This is a genomic window from Nocardioides litoris, from assembly GCF_006346315.1.
Lineage (GTDB): Bacteria > Actinomycetota > Actinomycetes > Propionibacteriales > Nocardioidaceae > Nocardioides > Nocardioides litoris.
In genome coordinates, this window is the sequence record NZ_VDMR01000002.1 from 197,857 (window position 1) to 216,451 (window position 18,595).

General features: G+C 73.4%; 16 protein-coding genes. 9 read left to right on the plus strand and 7 right to left on the minus strand.

Features of this window, described 5'->3' with window-relative positions; translation table 11 throughout:
• Positions 1-151: 151 nt before the first annotated feature.
• Positions 152-1,474 (plus strand): ergothioneine biosynthesis protein EgtB, encoded by a 1,323-nt coding sequence (gene egtB, locus FJQ57_RS09050; RefSeq protein ID WP_139979464.1) that lies wholly within the window; start codon positions 152-154, stop codon positions 1,472-1,474.
• Positions 1,471-2,460, plus strand: coding sequence for an L-histidine N(alpha)-methyltransferase (gene egtD, locus FJQ57_RS09055; protein ID WP_211348834.1), 990 nt, complete (start codon positions 1,471-1,473; stop codon positions 2,458-2,460). Before egtB ends, egtD begins: the two co-directional genes overlap by 4 nt.
• A 285-nt stretch (positions 2,461-2,745) precedes the next feature.
• Here egtD and FJQ57_RS22395 read toward each other — a convergent pair whose 3' ends face one another.
• From FJQ57_RS22395 to FJQ57_RS09070, 4 genes are all read right to left on the minus strand, one after another.
• Complete coding sequence (locus FJQ57_RS22395; protein WP_170219346.1) at positions 2,746-2,910, minus strand: hypothetical protein; 165 nt, start codon at positions 2,908-2,910, stop codon at positions 2,746-2,748.
• 27 nt (positions 2,911-2,937) lie between these two features.
• Positions 2,938-4,107: a cysteine desulfurase-like protein gene (locus FJQ57_RS09060; RefSeq protein ID WP_139979466.1), complete on the minus strand. Its 1,170-nt coding sequence runs from the start codon at positions 4,105-4,107 to the stop codon at positions 2,938-2,940.
• The gene (locus FJQ57_RS09065) at positions 4,104-4,865 is read right to left on the minus strand and encodes an HAD-IIA family hydrolase (RefSeq protein WP_139980549.1); all 762 of its coding nucleotides are present in this window, start codon (positions 4,863-4,865) and stop codon (positions 4,104-4,106) included. The genes FJQ57_RS09060 and FJQ57_RS09065 overlap by 4 nt, the downstream gene beginning before the upstream one ends.
• Positions 4,866-4,984: 119 nt before the next feature.
• Positions 4,985-5,869, minus strand: coding sequence for an aldo/keto reductase (locus FJQ57_RS09070; protein WP_139979468.1), 885 nt, complete (start codon positions 5,867-5,869; stop codon positions 4,985-4,987).
• Between the two features lie 207 nt (positions 5,870-6,076).
• Between FJQ57_RS09070 and FJQ57_RS09075 the strand changes: the two genes are divergently transcribed.
• On the plus strand, positions 6,077-7,576 hold the full coding sequence (locus FJQ57_RS09075; RefSeq protein WP_139979470.1) for an MFS transporter: 1,500 nt from the start codon (positions 6,077-6,079) through the stop codon (positions 7,574-7,576).
• A 28-nt stretch (positions 7,577-7,604) separates the two neighbouring features.
• On the opposite strand, the gene FJQ57_RS09080 is transcribed toward FJQ57_RS09075, so the two are convergent.
• Complete coding sequence (locus tag FJQ57_RS09080; protein WP_139979472.1) at positions 7,605-8,876, minus strand: PucR family transcriptional regulator; 1,272 nt, start codon at positions 8,874-8,876, stop codon at positions 7,605-7,607.
• Between the two features lie 200 nt (positions 8,877-9,076).
• Between FJQ57_RS09080 and FJQ57_RS09085 the strand changes: the two genes are divergently transcribed.
• Genes FJQ57_RS09085 through FJQ57_RS09110 form a run of 6 tightly spaced genes read left to right on the plus strand, consistent with a single transcriptional unit; the run spans position 9,077 to position 16,019 of the window.
• Positions 9,077-9,868: an ABC transporter ATP-binding protein gene (locus tag FJQ57_RS09085; protein WP_139979474.1), complete on the plus strand. Its 792-nt coding sequence runs from the start codon at positions 9,077-9,079 to the stop codon at positions 9,866-9,868.
• On the plus strand, positions 9,865-10,656 hold the full coding sequence (locus FJQ57_RS09090; protein ID WP_139979476.1) for an ABC transporter ATP-binding protein: 792 nt from the start codon (positions 9,865-9,867) through the stop codon (positions 10,654-10,656). Before FJQ57_RS09085 ends, FJQ57_RS09090 begins: the two co-directional genes overlap by 4 nt.
• Positions 10,653-12,551, plus strand: coding sequence for an AMP-dependent synthetase/ligase (locus FJQ57_RS09095; protein WP_246081706.1), 1,899 nt, complete (start codon positions 10,653-10,655; stop codon positions 12,549-12,551). The genes FJQ57_RS09090 and FJQ57_RS09095 overlap by 4 nt, the downstream gene beginning before the upstream one ends.
• Positions 12,548-13,459, plus strand: a complete 912-nt coding sequence (locus tag FJQ57_RS09100) for a branched-chain amino acid ABC transporter permease (RefSeq protein WP_139979478.1) — start codon at positions 12,548-12,550, stop codon at positions 13,457-13,459. Before FJQ57_RS09095 ends, FJQ57_RS09100 begins: the two co-directional genes overlap by 4 nt.
• Positions 13,456-14,655, plus strand: a complete 1,200-nt coding sequence (locus FJQ57_RS09105) for a branched-chain amino acid ABC transporter permease (RefSeq protein ID WP_170219347.1) — start codon at positions 13,456-13,458, stop codon at positions 14,653-14,655. Before FJQ57_RS09100 ends, FJQ57_RS09105 begins: the two co-directional genes overlap by 4 nt.
• A 59-nt stretch (positions 14,656-14,714) precedes the next feature.
• Positions 14,715-16,019 (plus strand): ABC transporter substrate-binding protein, encoded by a 1,305-nt coding sequence (locus tag FJQ57_RS09110; protein WP_246081707.1) that lies wholly within the window; start codon positions 14,715-14,717, stop codon positions 16,017-16,019.
• Between the two features lie 3 nt (positions 16,020-16,022).
• Here FJQ57_RS09110 and FJQ57_RS09115 read toward each other — a convergent pair whose 3' ends face one another.
• The gene (locus tag FJQ57_RS09115) at positions 16,023-16,862 is read right to left on the minus strand and encodes an alpha/beta fold hydrolase (RefSeq protein ID WP_170219348.1); all 840 of its coding nucleotides are present in this window, start codon (positions 16,860-16,862) and stop codon (positions 16,023-16,025) included.
• A gap of 4 nt (positions 16,863-16,866) precedes the next feature.
• Complete coding sequence (locus FJQ57_RS09120) at positions 16,867-18,492, minus strand: adenylate/guanylate cyclase domain-containing protein (protein WP_139979483.1); 1,626 nt, start codon at positions 18,490-18,492, stop codon at positions 16,867-16,869.
• Positions 18,493-18,595: the final 103 nt, after the last annotated feature.

Below are 18,595 nucleotides of genomic sequence, written 5' to 3' on the forward strand. Positions count from 1 at the left end.
CCGGTGGGTGCGGTCGTGCGGTCGCGCCCGACCCCACGGTGGTCGAGGGAGGACGGAGTCCTGTCCCGAGACCAGGTGACCGCAGCCGTTCGCCGGAAGTTACCCACCGAGGTGGTCGACCCTGTCGGTGGCGTCGTGTTGTCTGGACCGCATGACAGTCCAGACCCCCGCCGACTGGCGGCCCACCGACTGGGACCCGAGCTCCCTCGTCGAGCGGTACGACGCGGTGCGCGCCCACACCGAGCGCCTCGCGGCGCCGCTCTCCCCCGAGGACCAGACGGTCCAGTCGATGCCCGACGTCTCCCCGACCAAGTGGCACCGCGCGCACGTCACCTGGTTCTTCGAGACCTTCCTGCTGGCCGACCACGAGGTCGGCTTTTCGCCTTTCCAGGACCAGTACTGGTTCCTCTTCAACAGCTACTACGAGACCCTCGGCCCGCGCTACAGCCGGGCCGACCGCGGTCTGATCACCCGCCCCGGCGTCCACGAGGTCGGCGACTACCGCCGCAACGTCGACGACCGGGTGCGCGACCTCGTCTCCGCGCTCGACCACGGCACACTCGAGAAGCTCGCGGCCACGATCGAGCTCGGGTTCCACCACGAGCAGCAGCACCAGGAGCTGCTCCTCATGGACATCAAGCACGTGCTCTCCCGCAACCCGCTCCAACCGGTCTACGCCGGCCGCCCGGCGTCGTACGCCGGACCGGGCGTGCCCGACGAGCTGGGCTGGGTCGAGGTCGAGGGCGGCCTGGTGGAGGTCGGGCACGACCCGGTCACCGAGGGCGTGCCGGTCGACTTCTGCTTCGACAACGAGCTGCCCCGCCACAAGCAGTGGCTCGAGCCCTACCGGCTCGCCGACCGCCTGGTGACCAACGGCGAGTGGCTCGACTTCGTCGCCGACGGCGGCTACCGGCGCCACGAGCTGTGGCTCTCCGACGGGTGGTCGCGGGTCAACGCCGAGGGCTGGCAGGCGCCCCTCTACTGGACCGAGCACGACGGCACCTGGCTCGAGCACACCCTGCACGGCACCTGGCCGGTCGACCGCGGGGCGCCGGTGTGCCACGTGAGCTTCTACGAGGCCGACGCGTTCGCCACCTGGGCCGGCAAGCGGCTGCCCACCGAGGGCGAGTGGGAGCACGCGGTCGTCTCGACCGGCGCCACGCCCACGGCCGCCCCCGACGGCACGTTCCACCCCGAGGCCGCCGGCCCGTCGACCGGCGGGCTGCGCCAGGTCGGCGGCGGCTGCTGGGAGTGGACGCAGTCGGCCTACCACCCCTACCCGGGGTTCCACCCGCCCGCCGGCGCGATCGGCGAGTACAACGGCAAGTTCATGTCCGGCCAGATGGTGCTGCGCGGCGGTTGCGCGCTCACCTCCCCCGGCCACGCCCGCACCACCTACCGCAACTTCTTCCCGCACGCCTCCCGCTGGGCGGTCTCCGGCGTGCGCCTGGCCGATGGAGGCTCCCCGCAGTGACCGAACCGACCGCACCCACGGTGTCCGTGCTCATCGACCCCGACTGGGCGTCGGGCTCGCTCGTCGACGACGTACGCCGGGGGCTGGGCTCGCGCCCGCTGCGGCTGCCCCCCAAGTGGCTCTACGACGACGAGGGGTCGCGGCTGTTCGACGAGATCACCCGGCTCCCGGAGTACTACCCCACCGAGGCCGAGCGCGCCGTCCTCGCCGCGCACGCCGGCGACGTCGTGGCGGCCAGCGGGGCGACCACGGTCGTCGAGCTCGGCTCGGGCACCAGCGACAAGACCCGCACCCTGCTCGACGCGTTCGCCGCCGCCGACCGGCTGCGGCGGTTCGTGCCGGTCGACGTCTCCGAGCAGACGCTGCGCGACGCCGCCGACATGCTCGCCGAGCGCTACCCCGGCCTCGCGGTCGAGGCCGTCGTCGGCGACTTCACCCTGCACCTGCAGCACCTGCCGGCCAACGAGCCGGGCGAGCGGCGGCTGGTGGCGTTCCTGGGCGGCACCATCGGCAACCTGTACGTCGAGGAGCGGGCCGCGTTCCTCGGCGCGCTCGCCGACTCCCTCGAGCCCGGCGACTCCCTGCTGCTCGGCACCGACCTGGTCAAGCCGGCCGACCGGCTGGTCGCGGCCTACCACGACTCCCAGGGCATCACCGAGCAGTTCGTGCGCAACAGCCTGGTCGTGCTCAACCGCGAGCTCGGCGCCGACTTCGACCCCGGCGCCTTCTCCTACGTGCCCTTCTGGGACGGCGGCCTGGAGCGGATGGACCTCCGCCTGCGCGCCGACACGCCCCAGCACGTGCGCATCCCCGGCGCCGACCTCGAGGTCGACCTCGGGCTGGGCGAGGAGATCCAGGTCGAGATCTCCTCCAAGTTCCGCCCCGCCGGCATCCGCGACGAGCTCGCCGCCGCCGGCTTCGAGACCGTCGAGCTCTACACCGATCCCGCAGGCGACTTCGGCGTCACGCTCGCCCGCCTGACCTGACCGCCCGCTGGCCCGTCGTCACTCCGGCCCCAGGAGTCGTGCGGAACCCCCGGCTGACCGGGGTTTCCTCCACCTGGGCAGGGAGTCCTGCCGCTTGACGGGCATTGCAACCCCTGACAAGCGCAGGAAACCCCTGGCCAGCTCGACCGGCGTCCGGCAGCACACCGGTGGCGCGCCACACCAGCCCCAGGCGTGCTGGGGAATCCCCGGCTGACCGGGTGTTCCTGCACCTTGCGCGGGTTCTTCCCCCGCGAGCGCGCTGACCCGTCGTAGATCGACGACGGGTCAGCGGGACCCGGGGTCCTCGGCGCCGGGCTCGGGGTCCGGGTCGCTGCCGGGGGTGTCGTCGTCGGGGTCGACGTACGCCGGCGGCTGGCCGTCGGGGGTCGGCGGCTCGGCGTCCTGGTCGTGCTCGGGGTCGGGTGCGGGGTCGGGCGCGGAGGTCGTCATCCCACCCGGTGCCCGATGGCGGCGCGCTCAGCCCAGGGCGGCGAGTCCCTCCAGCAGCCGGTCGACGTCGGAGGTGTCGGTGTAGGCGGCCAGGCCGACCCGCACGCCGCCCTCGTCGCCGAGCCCGGCGTGCCGGGAGGCCTCGATGGCGTAGAAGCTGCCGGCCGGCGCGAGCACCCCGGCGCCGGCGAGGGCGACCCGCACGCCCTCGGGCTGCAGGCCGTCGACGTGGAGCAGCAGGGTCGGGGTGCGGCGGGCCGGGGTGCCGTGGACGTGCACGTGCGGCAGCCGGTCGAGCCCCTCGAGCAGGCGGGCGAGCAGGGCCTCCTCGTGGGCGGCGACCGCCGCCATGCCCCCGAGGCCCTCGACGAACTCCACGGCGGCGCGGACGCCGGCCAGCAGCTCGTAGGGCAGCGTGCCGAGCTCGAACCGCTCCGGCACCGCGTCGCTGGAGGGCAGCAGCTTGCCGGGGCGCAGCGAGTCGAGCAGCGCGGGGTCGGCGGCGAGGACGCCGAGGTGCGGCCCGAAGAACTTGTACGGCGAGCAGGTGACCAGGTCGGCGCCGAGCTCGGCCACGCCGACGGGCTGGTGGGCGGCCAGGTGCACGGCGTCGACGTGGACCAACGCCCCGACCGCGTGCGCGGCGTCGGCCACGGCCCGCACGTCGGGCCTGGTGCCGAAGAGGTTGGAGGCCCCGGTGACCGCGACGAGCCGGGTGCGGTCGGACAGCACGCTCGTCACGTCGTCGAGCTCGGTGGTCACCGGGTCGAAGCCCAGCCAGCGCACCGTCGCCCCGACCGCCTCGGCGGCCAGCACCCACGGCCGCACGTCGGCGTCGTGGTCGAGCCGGGTCACCACGACCTCGTCGCCCGGACCCCAGTCCGCAGCCAGGGTGCGGGCGAGGTCGAAGGCGATCGCCGTCATGGAGCGGCCGAAGGCGATGCCCGCGGGGTCGGCGCCGAGGAAGCGGCCCATGGCTCCCCGGGCCCCGGCCACGACGGCCTCGGTCGCCCGCTCCGGCGCGGTCAGCGACCCGCGCTGGCACATCCCCGCCGTCATCGCCGCGGCCACGGCGTCGGCCACGACCTGCGGCACCAGCGACCCGCCCGGCCCGTCGAACCGGGCCAGCCCGGCCGACGGGCCCGCCGTCAGGGCCGGGAAGGCGGCGCGCACCGCCGCGACGTCGTACGTGCTCATGCCTGCTGCTCCTCGTGCTTGACCAGCGCGACCAGGTCGGCGATCGAGTCGACGACCTCGGTGGGCCGGTAGGGGAACCGCTCGACCTGCTCGGGCCGGGTCGAGCCGGTGGTGACGAGCACCGTGCGCAGGCCGGCCTCGAGCCCGCTGATGATGTCGGTGTCCATCCGGTCCCCGATCATCACCGTCGACTCCGAGTGCGCGTCGATGCGGTTGAGCGCGCTGCGCATCATCAGCGGGTTGGGCTTGCCGACGAAGTACGGCGTCCGCCCGGTCGCCGTGCTCATCAGTGCGGCCACCGAGCCGGTGGCCGGCAGCATGCCCTGCTGGCTCGGCCCGCTCGGGTCGGGGTTGGTGGCGATGAACCGGGCCCCGCCGTCGATGAGCCGGATGGCCCGGGTGATCGCCTCGAACGAGTAGGTGCGGGTCTCCCCCAGCACCACGTAGTCGGGGTCGCGATCGGTCATGACGTAGCCGATGTCGTGCAGCGCCGTGGTCAGCCCCGCCTCCCCCACGACGTACGCCGTGCCGTGCGGTCGCTGGTCGGCGAGGAACTGTGCGGTGGCCAGCGCCGAGGTCCAGATGGCCTCCTCGGGCACGTCGATGCCGCTGCCGAGCAGGCGGGCGCGGAGGTCGCGCGGGGTGAAGATCGAGTTGTTGGTGAGCACCAGGAAGCGGCGACCGGACGCCTTGAGCGCCTCGACGAACTCCGTCGCCCCGGGGATCGGCACCTCCTCGTGCACGAGGACGCCGTCCATGTCGGTGAGCCAGGTGTGGACGGGCTTGCCCGTCAGGTGCGCGGTCACGGGTCCAGTCTGCCGCCCCCGCGGCCGGTGCCCGTCGTGGCCCGGGCGGGGGCGGCCGACCCGCCGAGGCCTCAGCTCGCGTCGAGCGCGGCGAGCTCGTCGGCGGTGAGCTCGATGTCGGCGGCGGCGGCCGAGTCGATGATGGAGCTGGGCCGCTTGGCGCCCGGGATCGGGATGACCACGGGCGACTGCGCGAGCTCCCAGGCCAGGGCGACCTGCTGCGGGCTGACGCCGCGGGCCTCGGCGACCTCGGCGAACGCGGGGTGCTTGGTCGCGAGCTCCTTGGCGTCGCCGAGCCCGCCGAGCGGGCTCCACGGCAGGAAGGCCAGGCCGAGCTCCTCGCACACCTCGATCTCGGGGGCGCTGGAGCGGAAGGCCGGGCTGAACTGGTTCTGCACCGAGACGAGCGCGTCGCCCAGCACGGAGTGGGCGAGCCGGATCTGGTCGGGGTCGGCGTTGGACAGGCCCACCATGGCGACCTTGCCGGAGTCGGCGATCTGCTTGAGGGTGCCGATGACGTCCTCGTAGGGCACGTCGGGGTCGGGGCGGTGGTGCTGCCACAGCGCGACCTGCTCGACCCCGAGCCGCCGCAGCGAGGCGTCGACGGCCTGCTTGAGGTGCGCCTCGCTGCTGTCGGTCGCCCAGCCGCCGCCCTCGGTGCGGACGTGACCGCCCTTGGTGGCGAGCAGCACCCGGTCGCGCAGCCCGAGCTCGTCGAGCAGGCCGGCCACGAGGGTCTCGTTGGCGCCCTGGGCGTCGCCGCCCTTCTCCTCGCCGGGGCCGTAGGCGTCGGCCGTGTCGAGCAGCGTCACGCCCGCGTCCACCGCGGCGCGCAGGGTGTCGAGCAGCTGCTCGCGCGGCTGGGTGCCGGTCTGGTCGAAGGTCATCAGGCCCAGCCCGATCGCCCCCACCTCGTGCCGCCCGACGGTGTCGTTGCCGATGTGTCGTGTCTGCATGGATCCGGTCTACCGGGCCGGGCAACCCCCTCGGCCCACCCCGGGCGGCGGGAGGTCGGGCACCCGTGATGTGGTTGGCCAGGTCAACCAACGTGACGCGGATCTCGGAACAACCGGCACCCGACGGTTGCTGGACCGAGGTCACCCCATGCCGGGCTCGTCGACGTCGACCGCCTGCACCACCGACGAGCACGACAGGACCCACCCATGCCAGGCTCCACCACCCCCGGCACCACCGGCACGACCGGCACCACCGCGCAGCCCCCGTCCGCCAAGCCCCGCACCGACCACCGCGTCACCTTCGTCGTGCTGTGCGCCGGCGTGGCGTCGTTCTCGCTGCTGCAGTCGATGGTCAACCCGGTGCTGCCGACGATCCAGGCCGCGCTCGACACCGACCAGGCCACGGTGACGTGGGTGCTCACCGCCTACCTGCTCTCGGCCTCGGTGTTCACGCCGATCGTCGGCCGCATCGGTGACAAGGTCGGCAAGGAGCGGATGCTGGTCGTGGCCCTCGGCGCCCTCGCCGTCGGCTCGCTGCTCGCCGCGCTCGCGCCCAGCATCGAGGTGCTCATCGTCGCCCGGGCCATCCAGGGCGTCGGCGGCGGCGTGCTGCCGCTGACCTTCGGGATCATCCGCGACGAGTTCCCGCGCGACAAGGTCGCCGGCGCCGTCGGCACCTCGGCCGCCCTGCTGGCCGTGGGCGGCGGGCTCGGGCTCGTGCTGGCCGGCCCCGTGGTCAACGCGTTGAGCTACCACTGGCTGTTCTGGCTGCCGATGGGCCTGACCGTCCTCGCCGCGATCGCCGCCCACCTCGTCGTGCCGGAGTCGCCCGAGCGCACCCCCGGCCGCATCAACGTCACCAGTGCGTTGCTGATGTCGACCTGGCTGGTCACCCTGCTGCTGGCGGTCAGCCAGGGCCACAGCTGGGGCTGGGGGTCGCCGGTGACGGTCGGCCTGTTCGTCGCGACCGCCGTCGTGCTGCCGGTCTGGGTGCGGGCCGAGGCCCGCAGCGACAGCCCGCTGGTCGACATGCAGATGATGCGGATCCCCACGGTCTGGACGGTCAACCTCGTCGCCCTGCTCTTCGGCATGGGGATGTACTCGATGTTCGCCTTCCTGCCCCAGTTCCTGCAGACGCCCGACCAGGTCACCGGCTACGGCTTCGGCGCCTCGGTCACCGAGTCGGGCCTGATGCTCCTCCCGCAGACCGTCGCCACGTTCCTCGCCGGCGTCTGGTCCGGTCGCCTGGCGGCCCGGTTCGGCTCCAAGGCCCTGCTCGTCGCCGGCGCCGCCACCACCGCGGTCGGCACCGCCGGCCTCGCCTTCGCCCACGACCAGCTCTGGCTCGTCCTGGTCGAGACGACGGTGCTCGGCCTCGCGTTCGGCATCGCCTTCGCCGCGCTGTCCAACCTCATCGTCGACGCCGTCCCGCAGTCGCAGACCGGCGTCGCCAGCGGCATGAACGCCAACATCCGCACCGTCGGCGGCGCCCTCGGCAGCGCGGTGCTGGCCAGCGTCGTCACCGCGGGCGCCCGTCCCGACGGCCTCCCGGTCGAGTCCGGCTACACCCACGGCTTCGCCGTGCTGGTCGTGACCTCGGCCCTGGCCGCGCTCGTCGCGGTCCTCGTGCCGGTCGTCAAGGCACGCACCCACCTCGTGCCCGGCCCGCAGGCCGAGGCCGAGGCGGCCGTCGCCGCCCGCTCCTGACCGGACAGACCGGGCGGGCGGACCGGGGTCAGTCGGACCCGGAGACGATGCTGACGGCGAGCAGCAGGTCGATCAGCTCCTCCACGCGGCGTACGTCGCAGCCGGTGCGCTCGGCGATCCGCTCGAGGCGGTAGTAGACGGTGTTGGCGTGCACGTGCAGCTCGACGGCGGCGAGCTTGGCGTTGAGGTCGCAGGCGACGTAGCGGCGCAGGGTCTCGACGAACGTGCCGCCGGCGGCGAGGTCCTCCTGCACGAAGGCCCGCACCTGCGGGCGCACGAGGCGGCGCGCGGTCCGGTCGTGGGTCTGGACGAGGTAGTCGAGCGTCGACATCCGTGACAGCGACTGCACCCCGGCGCGGCCGCGCAACGAGCGGCGGGCCATCCGCGCCTCCTCGTAGGCCTCGGGGATCTCGGTGAACCCGGGGTGCACCGAGCTGACGCCGACGCTGGGGAAGACGCCGTGGCCCGCCAGCGAGGCGACGCCCCCGCGCACCCGGGTGATCATCCGGTCCTCCCCACCGTCCTCGACCGGCACCACGGCCACCACCTCGTCGTGGCGCACGACGACGAGCCCGCGCCCGGGGTTGTTGAGCGCCGAGCGGAGCAGGGCGTGGGCGGCCCGGTCGGCGCTGCCGCCGGCGGGCACGGTGAGGGAGCCGACGACGACGGCCAGGGGGCTGCCCTCCCCGATGCCGACGTCGGCCAGCGCCTCGAGCCGGGGGCGCACGGTGGGCGGGCGGCCCTCGAGGAGGTCCTCGAGGAGGTCGCGGGCCAGGCGGGCGGAGTCGGCCACCTTGAACTGCTGCGCCTCCAGGTAGGCCTCCGCGGCCGCGGTGCTGCCCACCTCGATGGATCGCATGATCTGGCCGACGATGAGCAGGGCGGCGTCCTTGGCGACGGGGTCGTCGCCCACCCCGTCGAGCACGCCGTCCCACAGCGTGATCTGCCCGATGCGGAAGGCCTGCATGAAGTCGGCCAGCGAGATGCCGAGGTCGACGCGGCGCATGGCGTGCCGGCCCGTCCAGGGGAAGTCCGACCGGGTCGGGTCGCGCCGCTCGGCGAGGATGTCGGTGATGGCCCCGAAGACCTGGGCGCAGTGCTGCTCCACCTCGGCCCGGAACCCGCGGTCGTCGTAGCGGGCGTAGGAGGCGATGTCGACCCACATCGTCTCGGCGGCGTCGGCCGCGAGCTCGTCGTTGCGGCGGCGCACGACGGCCGCGATCCGGTCGACGCCCTGGCCGTCGGGATGCCCACCCCGCCCCCGGGGGTCGGAGGCGCGCTGCGCACGAGGACTGGCCATGCCAGCGGAGTCTGCCGCGGTGACCGCGGTCACACCACCGAATCCCACCGAATGGGCCGGGCCGTTGTGACTTCGTGACGAACGACGGCGGCCGTTCTTTGTGACGCGGACCCAAAGACACCCCGGCCGGCACCCGCCAGGGTTGGTCGCACCCCGGTGTGACAGTCGTCACCCCGCCTCACGAGCCCCTGGAGCCGCCCGTGCTCGCCGTGCGCAACCTCGAGGTCGTCTACGACGACACGGTGCTGGCCCTGCGCGGGGTCAGCCTCGAGATCCCCGACCAGCGCATCGTGGCCCTGCTCGGCAGCAACGGCGCTGGCAAGACCTCGCTGCTCCGGGCCCTGACCGGCCTGCTCGACGTCCACGACGGCGAGGTCACCAAGGGCTCGGTCACCTTGGACGGCGACGACCTGCACAAGGTGAAGCCGGAGAAGATCGTCAAGCGCGGCGTGCGCCAGGTCATGGAGGGCCGCCGGGTCTTCGTCGAGCTCTCCGTGGAGGAGAACCTCCGCGTCGGCGGCCACACCGCCCGCGGCCGGATCGCCACCAACCTCGAGCGGGTCTACGGCCTGTTCCCGGTGCTGGCCGACCGCCGCAACCGCACCGCGGGCTACCTCTCCGGCGGCGAGCAGCAGATGCTGGCCATGGGCCGGGCGATGATGTCCGACCCGCGCTACCTGCTCCTCGACGAGCCCAGCCTCGGCCTCGCGCCGCTCATGGTCGAGGCCATCCGCGACGTCATCGCCGAGATCAACGCCGCCGGCACCGGCGTGCTGCTCGTCGAGCAGAACGCCGCCATGGCGCTCTCGGTCGCCCACCACGGCTACGTCCTCGAGACCGGCCGGGTCGTGCTCGACAAGCCGGCCGAGGCGCTGCTGCGCGACGACGACGTCCGCGAGTTCTACCTCGGCCTGCACCCCGGCGAGGACGGCGAGCGCAAGTCCTTCCGCGACACCAAGCACTACCGACGCAAGAAGAGGTGGAGCGCATGAGCGTGGCCAACGGATCGGCCAGCCCCGTCCTCGAGCTCGACGACGTCCACCTGTCCTTCGCCGGCGTCAAGGCCGTCAACGGCGTCAGCCTGCACGTCGACCCGGGCGAGCTGTTCGCCATCATCGGCCCCAACGGCGCGGGCAAGACCTCGCTGTTCAACGTGATGTCGGGGGTCTACCGGCCACAGCAGGGCGCGGTCCGCTTCCTCGGCGAGAGCGTCCTCGGCGCCAAGCCGTCGAAGATCGCCGCCCGCGGCGTGGCCCGCACCTTCCAGAACATCGCGCTCTTCGAGCACCTGACGGTGATCGACAACCTGATGCTCGGGCGGCACCAGCACATCGGCTACGGCCCGGCCTCGGCGATCCTCTGGCGCGGCCGTGCCCGCCGGCTGGAGGTCGAGCACCGCCGCCACTGCGAGGAGATCGTCGACTTCCTCGAGCTGGGGTCGTGGCGCCACCTGCCCGTCGGCCTGCTGCCGTACGGCGTGCAGAAGCGCGTCGAGCTGGGCCGGGCGCTGGCCATGGAGCCCAAGCTGCTGCTGCTCGACGAGCCGGTGGCCGGGATGAACCTCGAGGAGACCGAGGACATGGCGCGCTTCGTCCTCGACATCCGCGACGAGCTCGACGTGCCGATCATCATGGTCGAGCACGACATGGGGCTGGTCATGGACCTGGCCGACCGGGTGCTCGTCGTCGACTTCGGCACCCCCGTCACCACCGGCACCCCGGCCGAGGTGCAGACCCACCCCGAGGTCGTGCGCGCCTACCTCGGCGAGGAGGCGACGTGACCGTCCTGGACAAGCGCCCCGACGCGCCCACCCCGACCGCGGCGTCGGCCAGCCCGGCCACCCGCATCCGCGAGCACGCCCGCACCCGCCCCGACGCCGTCGCCCTGCGCGACAAGCACCTCGGCGTGTGGCGACCCTGGACCTGGGCGCACTACTGGGACCAGGTGCAGCTGGTCGGCCACGCCCTGCTGGCCCGCGGCGTGCGACCCGGCGATCGCGTCGCCATCCACTCCGAGAACCGCCCCGAGTGGCTCGTCGCCGACATGGGCGCGCTCGCCGTGCGCGCCGCCTCGGTCGGTCTCTACCCCACCAACCCCGCCGCCGAGGTCGGCTACCTGCTGGCCGACTCCGGCGCGACCATCCTGGTCGCCGAGGACCAGGAGCAGGTCGACAAGGCCCTCGAGGTGCTCGACGAGTGCCCCGACCTGCGCACCATCGTGTACGTCGAGCCGCGCGGCCTGCGCGGACGCTACGACGCGACGTACGCCGGGGGCCGGGTCGAGCTCGTCTCCTGGGAGGCCCTGCTGGCCGAGGGCGCCCGCCACCGCGAGGACCACCCCGGCGCGGTCGACGCGGTCGCCGACGCCACGCAGCCGGACGACCTGGCGACCCTGATCTACACCTCCGGCACCACCGGGCCGCCCAAGGGCGCGATGCTGACCGTGGCCAACGTCGAGTTCGCCATCAAGATCCTCTGCGACGAGGGCGCGTTCACCTCGCCCCCGCCGGGCCCGAGCGACCTGCTGCTGTCCTACCTCCCGCTCAGCCACGTCGCCGAGCGCATCTTCACCACGTGGTTCAACGCCGCCGCGGCCACCCAGGTCAGCTTCGCCGAGTCCATCGACACCGTCCCGCAGAACCTCCGGGAGGTGCAGCCGACGATCCTGTTCGGCGTCCCCCGGATCTGGGAGAAGCTGCTCGCCGGCGTCGAGACCCGGCTGTCGGGCGCGAGCTGGTTCAAGCGCTCGGTGACCCGCTTCTGGCTGGCCCGCGCGCGGGGCATCGCCGAGACCCTGGCCGCCACCGGCGGCAGGCACACCGCCGCCACCCGGCTGACCTACACGCTCGGCTGGTTCTTCTGCTACCGCGCGCTGACCGAGCGGCTGGGGATGCGGCGGGTCCGGCACGCGACGTCGGGCGCCGCGCCGATCGCGCCGGAGGTGCTGAAGTTCTTCATGGGCATCGGGGTGCCGATGCACGAGGCCTACGGCATGACCGAGAACACCGCGGTCGCCACCGCCGCCAAGCCCGGCCGGATCAAGCTCGGCACCGTCGGCGAGGCCCACGAGGGCATCGAGGTCAAGGTCGACGAGCGCACCGGCGAGATCCTCACCCGCCACCCGTCGGTCTTCGCCGGCTACTGGGGTCGCCCCGAGGCCACGGCGGAGGTGCTCGAGCCCGACGGCTGGCTGCACACCGGCGACGTCGGCGAGTGGGTCGACGGCACGCACCTGCGCATCACCGACCGGATGAAGGACATCATCATCACCGCCGGCGGCAAGAACATCTCGCCCTCGCAGATCGAGAACGAGCTCAAGGCCTCGCCGTACGTCAAGGAGGCGCTGGTCGTCGGCGACGGCCGCAAGTACCTCACCGCGCTGATCGGCATCGAGCTCGACACCGTCGGCGACTGGGCGCAGCGGCAGCGGCTCGGCTACAGCACGCTGCGCGACCTCACCGAGAAGCAGGAGGTCCAGGACCTCGTCCGCTCGGTGGTCGACGACGTCAACACCCGCCTCGCCTCGGTGGAGCAGGTCAAGCAGTTCCGGCTGCTGCCCAAGGAGCTCGACCACGAGGACGGCGAGCTCACCGCCACCCAGAAGCTCAAGCGGGCCGCGGTCGTGGCGACGTTCTCCGACCTGGTCGACCAGATGTACGACGGGAGCAAGTCGTGACCGAGTTCCTCGAGGCACTCATCCGCGGGCTGGGCATCGGCTCGGTCTACGCCCTGCTCGCGCTGGGCTTCGTCATCATCTACAAAGCGACCCGCGTCGTGAGCTTCGCCCAGCCGGCGTTCATGCTCACCGGCGCGGTCGTCACCTCCTACCTGACGCCGGCCCTCGGCTTCGTGCTCGTCACCGGGCTGTCGTTCTTCCTCTCCGTCGCCGCGGCCGCGATCGTCACCGCGCTGCTGGCGCTGGTGCTCGAGCGGGTCCTGGTGCGGCCGATGGTCGGGCGGGCGGTGTTCGTCATCGCGATCATCACCCTCGGCATCGACATCGCCGTGCGGACCGTCGTGACCGGCTACATCGGCATCGGCGCCCGGCCGATCGGGTTCCCGTGGGGCATCGAGACCATCCAGGTCCTCGGCCTGTCGGTGCAGATCCGCCACCTGGTGATGATGGGCACCGTCGCGCTGCTGGGCGGCCTGCTCTACCTGTTCTTCCAGCGCACGCCGTTCGGCCTGGCCATGCGGGCCGCCGCCTTCGACCAGGAGGCGGCGATGACCCAGGGCGTGAGCGTCGGCGCCGTCTTCGGCACCTCCTGGGCCCTGGCCGGCGGTCTGGCCGCCGTGGCCGGGGCGCTGGTCTCCACCGGCGCCGGCGTCGACCGGCAGCTGTGGGTCATCGCCCTGATCGCGCTGCCCGCGATCATCCTCGGCGGCCTGGACTCCCTCGGCGGCGCGGTCATCGGCGGCCTGGCCGTCGGGGTCGTGGAGCAGCTCGTCGGCTCCTACCAGCGCGACTACGCGCCGTGGCTCGGCGACAACGTGGCCACCGTCGCGCCGTACGCCCTGATGCTGCTCGTCCTGCTGGTCCGCCCCTACGGCCTGTTCGGCACCCCGGAGGTTCGTCGAGTATGAGCACCACGCTGCCCCCGAAGACCGAGGACGGCTCGAGCCCGGTCGCCCCGGCCACGCCGACCGACCGGCGCGCCAAGCGCACCCGCCTGTGGGGCCGCCCGGCGTTCTTCCAGTCCTACGAGCAGCAGCTCGCGCTGTTCGACACCTGGTCCAAGCGGGTCGGCGTCGCGGTGGTCGTCGTGGTCGGGTTCGCCCTGACCCAGGTCTTCTCCGACGACATCCTGCGCTCGCTGGCCCTGGCCTTCGTGCTGGCCATCGCCGCCCTCGGCCTCAACATGGTGACCGGCCTGGCCGGCCAGGTCTCGCTGGGCCATGCCTTCTTCATCGGCATCGGCGCCTACACCGCCGCCGCCATCTCCGGCGACCCCGAGGCCCGCACCATCGGCTACGGCATCGAGGAGATGTGGATCTGGCTGCCCGCCGCCGGCCTGGTGGCCGCGGTCTTCGGCGTCATCGTCGCCCCCATCGCGACCCGCCTGCGCGGCCTGTACCTGGCGATCGTCACCCTCGGCCTGGTCTTCCTCGGCGAGCACGTCTTCCGCGAGTGGAGCAGCCTGACCGGCGGCGCCGGCGTCGGTCGCAGCGCGGCCGAGCCCGTCCTGTTCGGCTTCGACTTCAGCGACGCCGGCTCGGACTCGATGTTCACCCGCGACCAGCAGATGTACGTCCTGATGCTGGTGCTGCTGCTCGTCTTCGCGCTGGCCGCGCGCAACATCGGCCGCTCCAAGGTCGGGCGCTCGTTCGCCGCCGTCCGCGACCGCGACATGGCCGCGGAGATGATGGGCATCGACCTGCCGCGCACCAAGACGCTGGCCTTCGCGCTCTCGTCGTTCTACGCCGGCTGCGCGGGCGGCCTGCTCTACACGATCACCGGGTACTTCGACCCCGGCTCGTTCAACCTGCTGCTGTCGGTGCAGATCATCGCCATGGTGCTGATCGGCGGCGCCGGCACGGTCAGCGGCACCATCGCGGGCGCCCTCTTCGTCGCCATGCTGCCGACGATCGTGCGCAACCTGGTGGCGCCCAACCTGACCTTCATCAGCACCCTGCCGAGCGAGACCCCCAACGTCTTCCAGGTCGAGCAGATCCTCTACGGGCTGCTCATCGTGGTGTTCCTGCTGTTCGAGCCTCGGGGCCTGTTCGGCATCTGGGTGCGGTTCCGCACCTATTGGAAGAGCTGGCCGTTCAGCTACTGAGCACGACTGAGCGCCGGCGTCGATCGCCCGTCATGGCGGGACAACGAAGGAGAACTGCTGTGAGGATCAACAAGCTGGGCCTGCAGACCGGGGCGGTCCTGGCCGCCCTGGCCCTGGTGGCCACCGGGTGCCGGGGCGGCGACGACGGCGGGGGCGGTGGAGGTGGCGAGGGCGCCATCGACGCCCCCGGCGTGACGAGCGAGCCCTGCCCCGACGCGGTCAACCAGGACAACGGCTGCATCTACCTGGGCACCATCTCCGACCTCTCGGCCGGCCCGTTCGCCGCGCTCGGCGGGCCGATCACCGACGCCCAGGCGGCCTTCTGGCAGCGGGTCAACGAGGACGGGGGCATCGAGGGCTACGACATCGACGCCACCGAGTACGTCCGCGACAACCTCTACAACCCCGAGACCCACAGCCAGCTCTACACCGAGATCGAGCCCGACGTGCTCGCGCTGGCCCAGACCCTCGGCTCGCCCACCACCCTGGCCATCCTCGACCGGATGAAGGAGCAGTCGGTCATCGGCGCCCCCGCCTCGTGGACCTCGCTGTGGGGCTTCGAGGACAACATCCTGGAGTCCGGCTCGTCGTACTGCGTGGACGCGATGAACGCCGTCGACTACTACGTCGAGCAGGACGACGCCCAGTCGGTCATGGCCGTCGGGTTCCCCGGTGACTACGGCGGCGACGGCGCCGCGGGCGCCGAGGCGGCGGCCGAGGCCAACGGCATCGAGTTCGCCGAGTTCGTCGAGACCGCTCCCGGCGCCGAGGCGCAGGCGGGCGCCGTGAGCGCCATCGTGCGCGCCGACCCCGACGTGGTCATCCTGGGCGTGGGCCCCACCGAGACCGCCGTCATCGTCGGCCAGGCCGCGGCGCAGGGCTACCAGGGCCGCTTCGTCGGCCTCGCCCCGACCTGGAACCCCGCGCTGCTGGAGAGCCCGGCCGCCGAGGCGCTGCAGGGGCTGTTCACCCACGCCGGCCCGTGGGGCAGCTTCGGCACCGACACCCCTGGCCACGAGGCCATGCGCACCGCGCTCGGCGACGTCGACCCCAACGACGGCTACACCTCCGGTTGGGCCTGGAGCTACCCGCTCAAGGCCGCGCTCGAGTCCTGGCTCTCCGGTGACTACGACAAGACCCGCGAGGGCCTCGTCGAGGCCGTCGGCGACCTGGAGTCGGTCGACTTCGAGGGCATGCTGCCCGAGGAGGCCGGCGACCGCACCCAGGACAACGACATCTTCCGCCAGACCGTGCTCAGCTCGGTCGACCCCGAGGCCGACGCCGGCCTGACCGTGCTCCAGGACTTCACCGAGGGCCCGAGCGCGGCCGGCTTCGACTTCACCGGCGCCTGCTTCGAGGGCTGACCCTCACCCCCGGACCACCCGGTCCAGCCAGGCCACCAGCACGTCGGCCACCTCCCGCGGCCGCTCGGTCGCGGTGAGGTGGCCGGTGGCGGCCAGCTCCACCAGCTCTGTCATCTCCACCTGTCCCACCTGTCCCACCTGTTCCGTCCCGCCGGCGCGGGCCGCACGCATCTCCGCGGCCCGCGCCGGCGGCGTCTCGGTGTCCTCCGCGCCCGCCAGGAGCAGCACCGGCCCGGCGTACGACGCCAGGTCGGCGGTCGTGTCGCGCCGAGCGGCCAGCGCGCGGGCCACCCACGCGACCCCGGCGGGGTCGGCCGCCCGCACGACGTCGCGCAGCACGGGCAGGAGGTCGGGCTGCTCGCGCTGCGCCGTCGGCCCGAGGCCGGCGTCGGCGCCGTCGACGAGCGGCCCGAGGTCGCCGGTGCGCTCGAGGTCGTCGGCCAGCCCGCGCCGCTCCTCGGGCTCGTCGGGCGGGCCCACCCGGGTCGTGGTGCTGCTCAGCACCAGCCCGGCCAGCCGGTCCGGGTGCCGGGCCGCGAGCTCGAGGGCGACGTACCCACCGGTGGAGGTGCCGAGCGGGACGCACCGCTCGACCCCGGCCGCGTCGAGGACCGCGACCACGGCGTCGGCCATCGCCGCCACCGACGTCTCCCCCGTCGCGGACGCGGCGCTGCGGCCGAGGCCGGGCAGGTCGACCCGCAGCACCCTCCGGTCCGGCAGCGCGTCGACGAGCCGGTCGTAGGTGGCCGAGGACAGCGGGAAAGCGTGCAGCAGGACCAGCGGCGGCCCGGAGCCGCTCCCGCTGTCGTCGTGCCACGGGCGAGGCAGGGGCGGGGTCGGCACCCGGTCAGTCAAGCCGCCCGGCAGCCACGGCCGGACCATCCGCCGGGGAGGGCTCGGGGACCAGGGCGAAGACCTCGACGGGCTCGGTCTTGCCCTTGAGCTCGACCGGTCCGCGGGAGACGAGGTGGTGCTGGCGGGTGAGCAGGGCCCGGGTGGCGGCGGTGACGAGCACGTCGTCACCGGTGCGTCGGGTCTCGGCCTCGACCCGCGCGGCCACGTTGACCGGGTCGCCGATGACGCTGAAGTTGAGCCGGCCCGCGCCGCCGAGGGGGCCGGCCACGACCTCGCCGGAGTTGACGCCCGCGGCGACCCGCAGGCCGCTCTCGCCGACGTCGACCACGTCGACGAGCATCCGGGCGGCCTCGACGGCGCGGTCGGCGTGGTCGGGGTGCTGGTCGGGGGCGCCGAAGACGGCCATCAGCCCGTCGCCGAGGAACTTGTCGACGTGGCCGCCGTAGGCCTCGATGACCGGCACCATCTCGGCGAAGAGCCGGTTGAGGGTGGCCACGACGTCGGTCGCCTCGGACCGCTCGGCGTAGGCGGTGAAGCCGCGCACGTCGCAGAACAGGATGGACACCTCGACCGTCACGCCGGTCGCCGGGAACCGGCCGGACAGGATGACGCGCACGACCTCCTTGTCGACGTAGGTGCCGAACGCCTCGCGCAGCTCCTCGCGCTCGGCCAGGCCGCGGGCCATCTGGTTGAAGTCGTGGGCCAGCTCGCCGAGCTCGTCGCTGCTGACCACGGGCACCCGGGCGTCGTAGTCGTCGTCGCGCACCCGTGCGAGCTGGGCCCGCACGACGCCGACGGGGCGGGTCACGCTGGCCGTGAGCAGGTTGGTCAGCTCGAGGGAGAGGAACAGCCCGACGCCGGCGGAGACGAGCACCGTGAGCACCAGCCCGCCGGAGCCGGCCGCCCCGTCGAGCAGGCCGGCGGCGACCGTGCCGGTGGTGGTCGTGTAGACGGGCACCGACAGGCGCAGCCGCCACCCGAGCGGGAGGCCCTGGGGCTCGAAGCGGAACTCGTCGGGCAGGCCGTCGGCGATCTCCTCCACCAGCGGCCGCAGCAGCAGCTCGCCGGCGCTGAAGGCCAGCATGGTGCCGTAGCAGCCCGGCACCACCGCGGCGACCAGCAGGGCGCCGAGCCCGGCCCAGCCCAGGTCCCAGACCAGGGTCGCGACCACGACCGTGGGCAGCACGGCCACGACACCCACGAACGGCGAGACCCGGCGGTACTGCGCCAGGGTGAACGACGTCGCGGCCCGCCAGGCCGCCAGCGTCTCCTGCGGGGTCGGGTAGGAGGCGCTGCGCCACCGCTCGACCGGGCGCAGCCGGCGGGCCGACGACGCCGCCGCCACCGTCACGGCCAGCGACGTCGCGACCACCGCGACCAGGCCGACGCCCACGACGTCGACCAGCGGCGGGGCGTAGAAGCGGGAGACGACCGCGACGGAGACGACCGCCACCAGCGTCGTGGTCACCAGCTCGCCGGCGACCACGACGAGGCGGTGGCGGCGGCCGGAGGCGACGTACACCCGACGGACGAGGCGCTCGAGCACCATCGGGCCCGCCCCGGGCACGCGCCGGGCGGCGGGCGGACCCGTCGGCCGGGCGCGGGGGGAGCGGGTCACGGGGTGAGCCTGCCAGCCCCGCGGTGCCCGCGCGATCGCTAGGTTGACGTCGTCGGCCCGGCTGGTCACGTGCCGGGCCCACAGGCCGTCCTCGCCCTCCGCC

Bases quoted from the DNA above. Each gene is read 5' to 3' on its own strand.
- egtB (WP_139979464.1), top strand. From the start codon at position 152: ATGACAGTCCAGACCCCCGCCGACTGGCGGCCCACCGACTGGGACCCG.
- FJQ57_RS22395 (WP_170219346.1), bottom strand. From the start codon at position 2,910: ATGACGACCTCCGCGCCCGACCCCGCACCCGACCCCGAGCACGACCAG.
- FJQ57_RS09060 (WP_139979466.1), bottom strand. From the start codon at position 4,107: ATGAGCACGTACGACGTCGCGGCGGTGCGCGCCGCCTTCCCGGCCCTG.
- FJQ57_RS09065 (WP_139980549.1), bottom strand. From the start codon at position 4,865: ATGGACGGCGTCCTCGTGCACGAGGAGGTGCCGATCCCCGGGGCGACG.
- FJQ57_RS09070 (WP_139979468.1), bottom strand. From the start codon at position 5,869: ATGCAGACACGACACATCGGCAACGACACCGTCGGGCGGCACGAGGTG.
- FJQ57_RS09075 (WP_139979470.1), top strand. From the start codon at position 6,077: ATGCCAGGCTCCACCACCCCCGGCACCACCGGCACGACCGGCACCACC.
- FJQ57_RS09080 (WP_139979472.1), bottom strand. From the start codon at position 8,876: ATGGCCAGTCCTCGTGCGCAGCGCGCCTCCGACCCCCGGGGGCGGGGT.
- FJQ57_RS09090 (WP_139979476.1), top strand. From the start codon at position 9,865: ATGAGCGTGGCCAACGGATCGGCCAGCCCCGTCCTCGAGCTCGACGAC.
- FJQ57_RS09105 (WP_170219347.1), top strand. From the start codon at position 13,456: ATGAGCACCACGCTGCCCCCGAAGACCGAGGACGGCTCGAGCCCGGTC.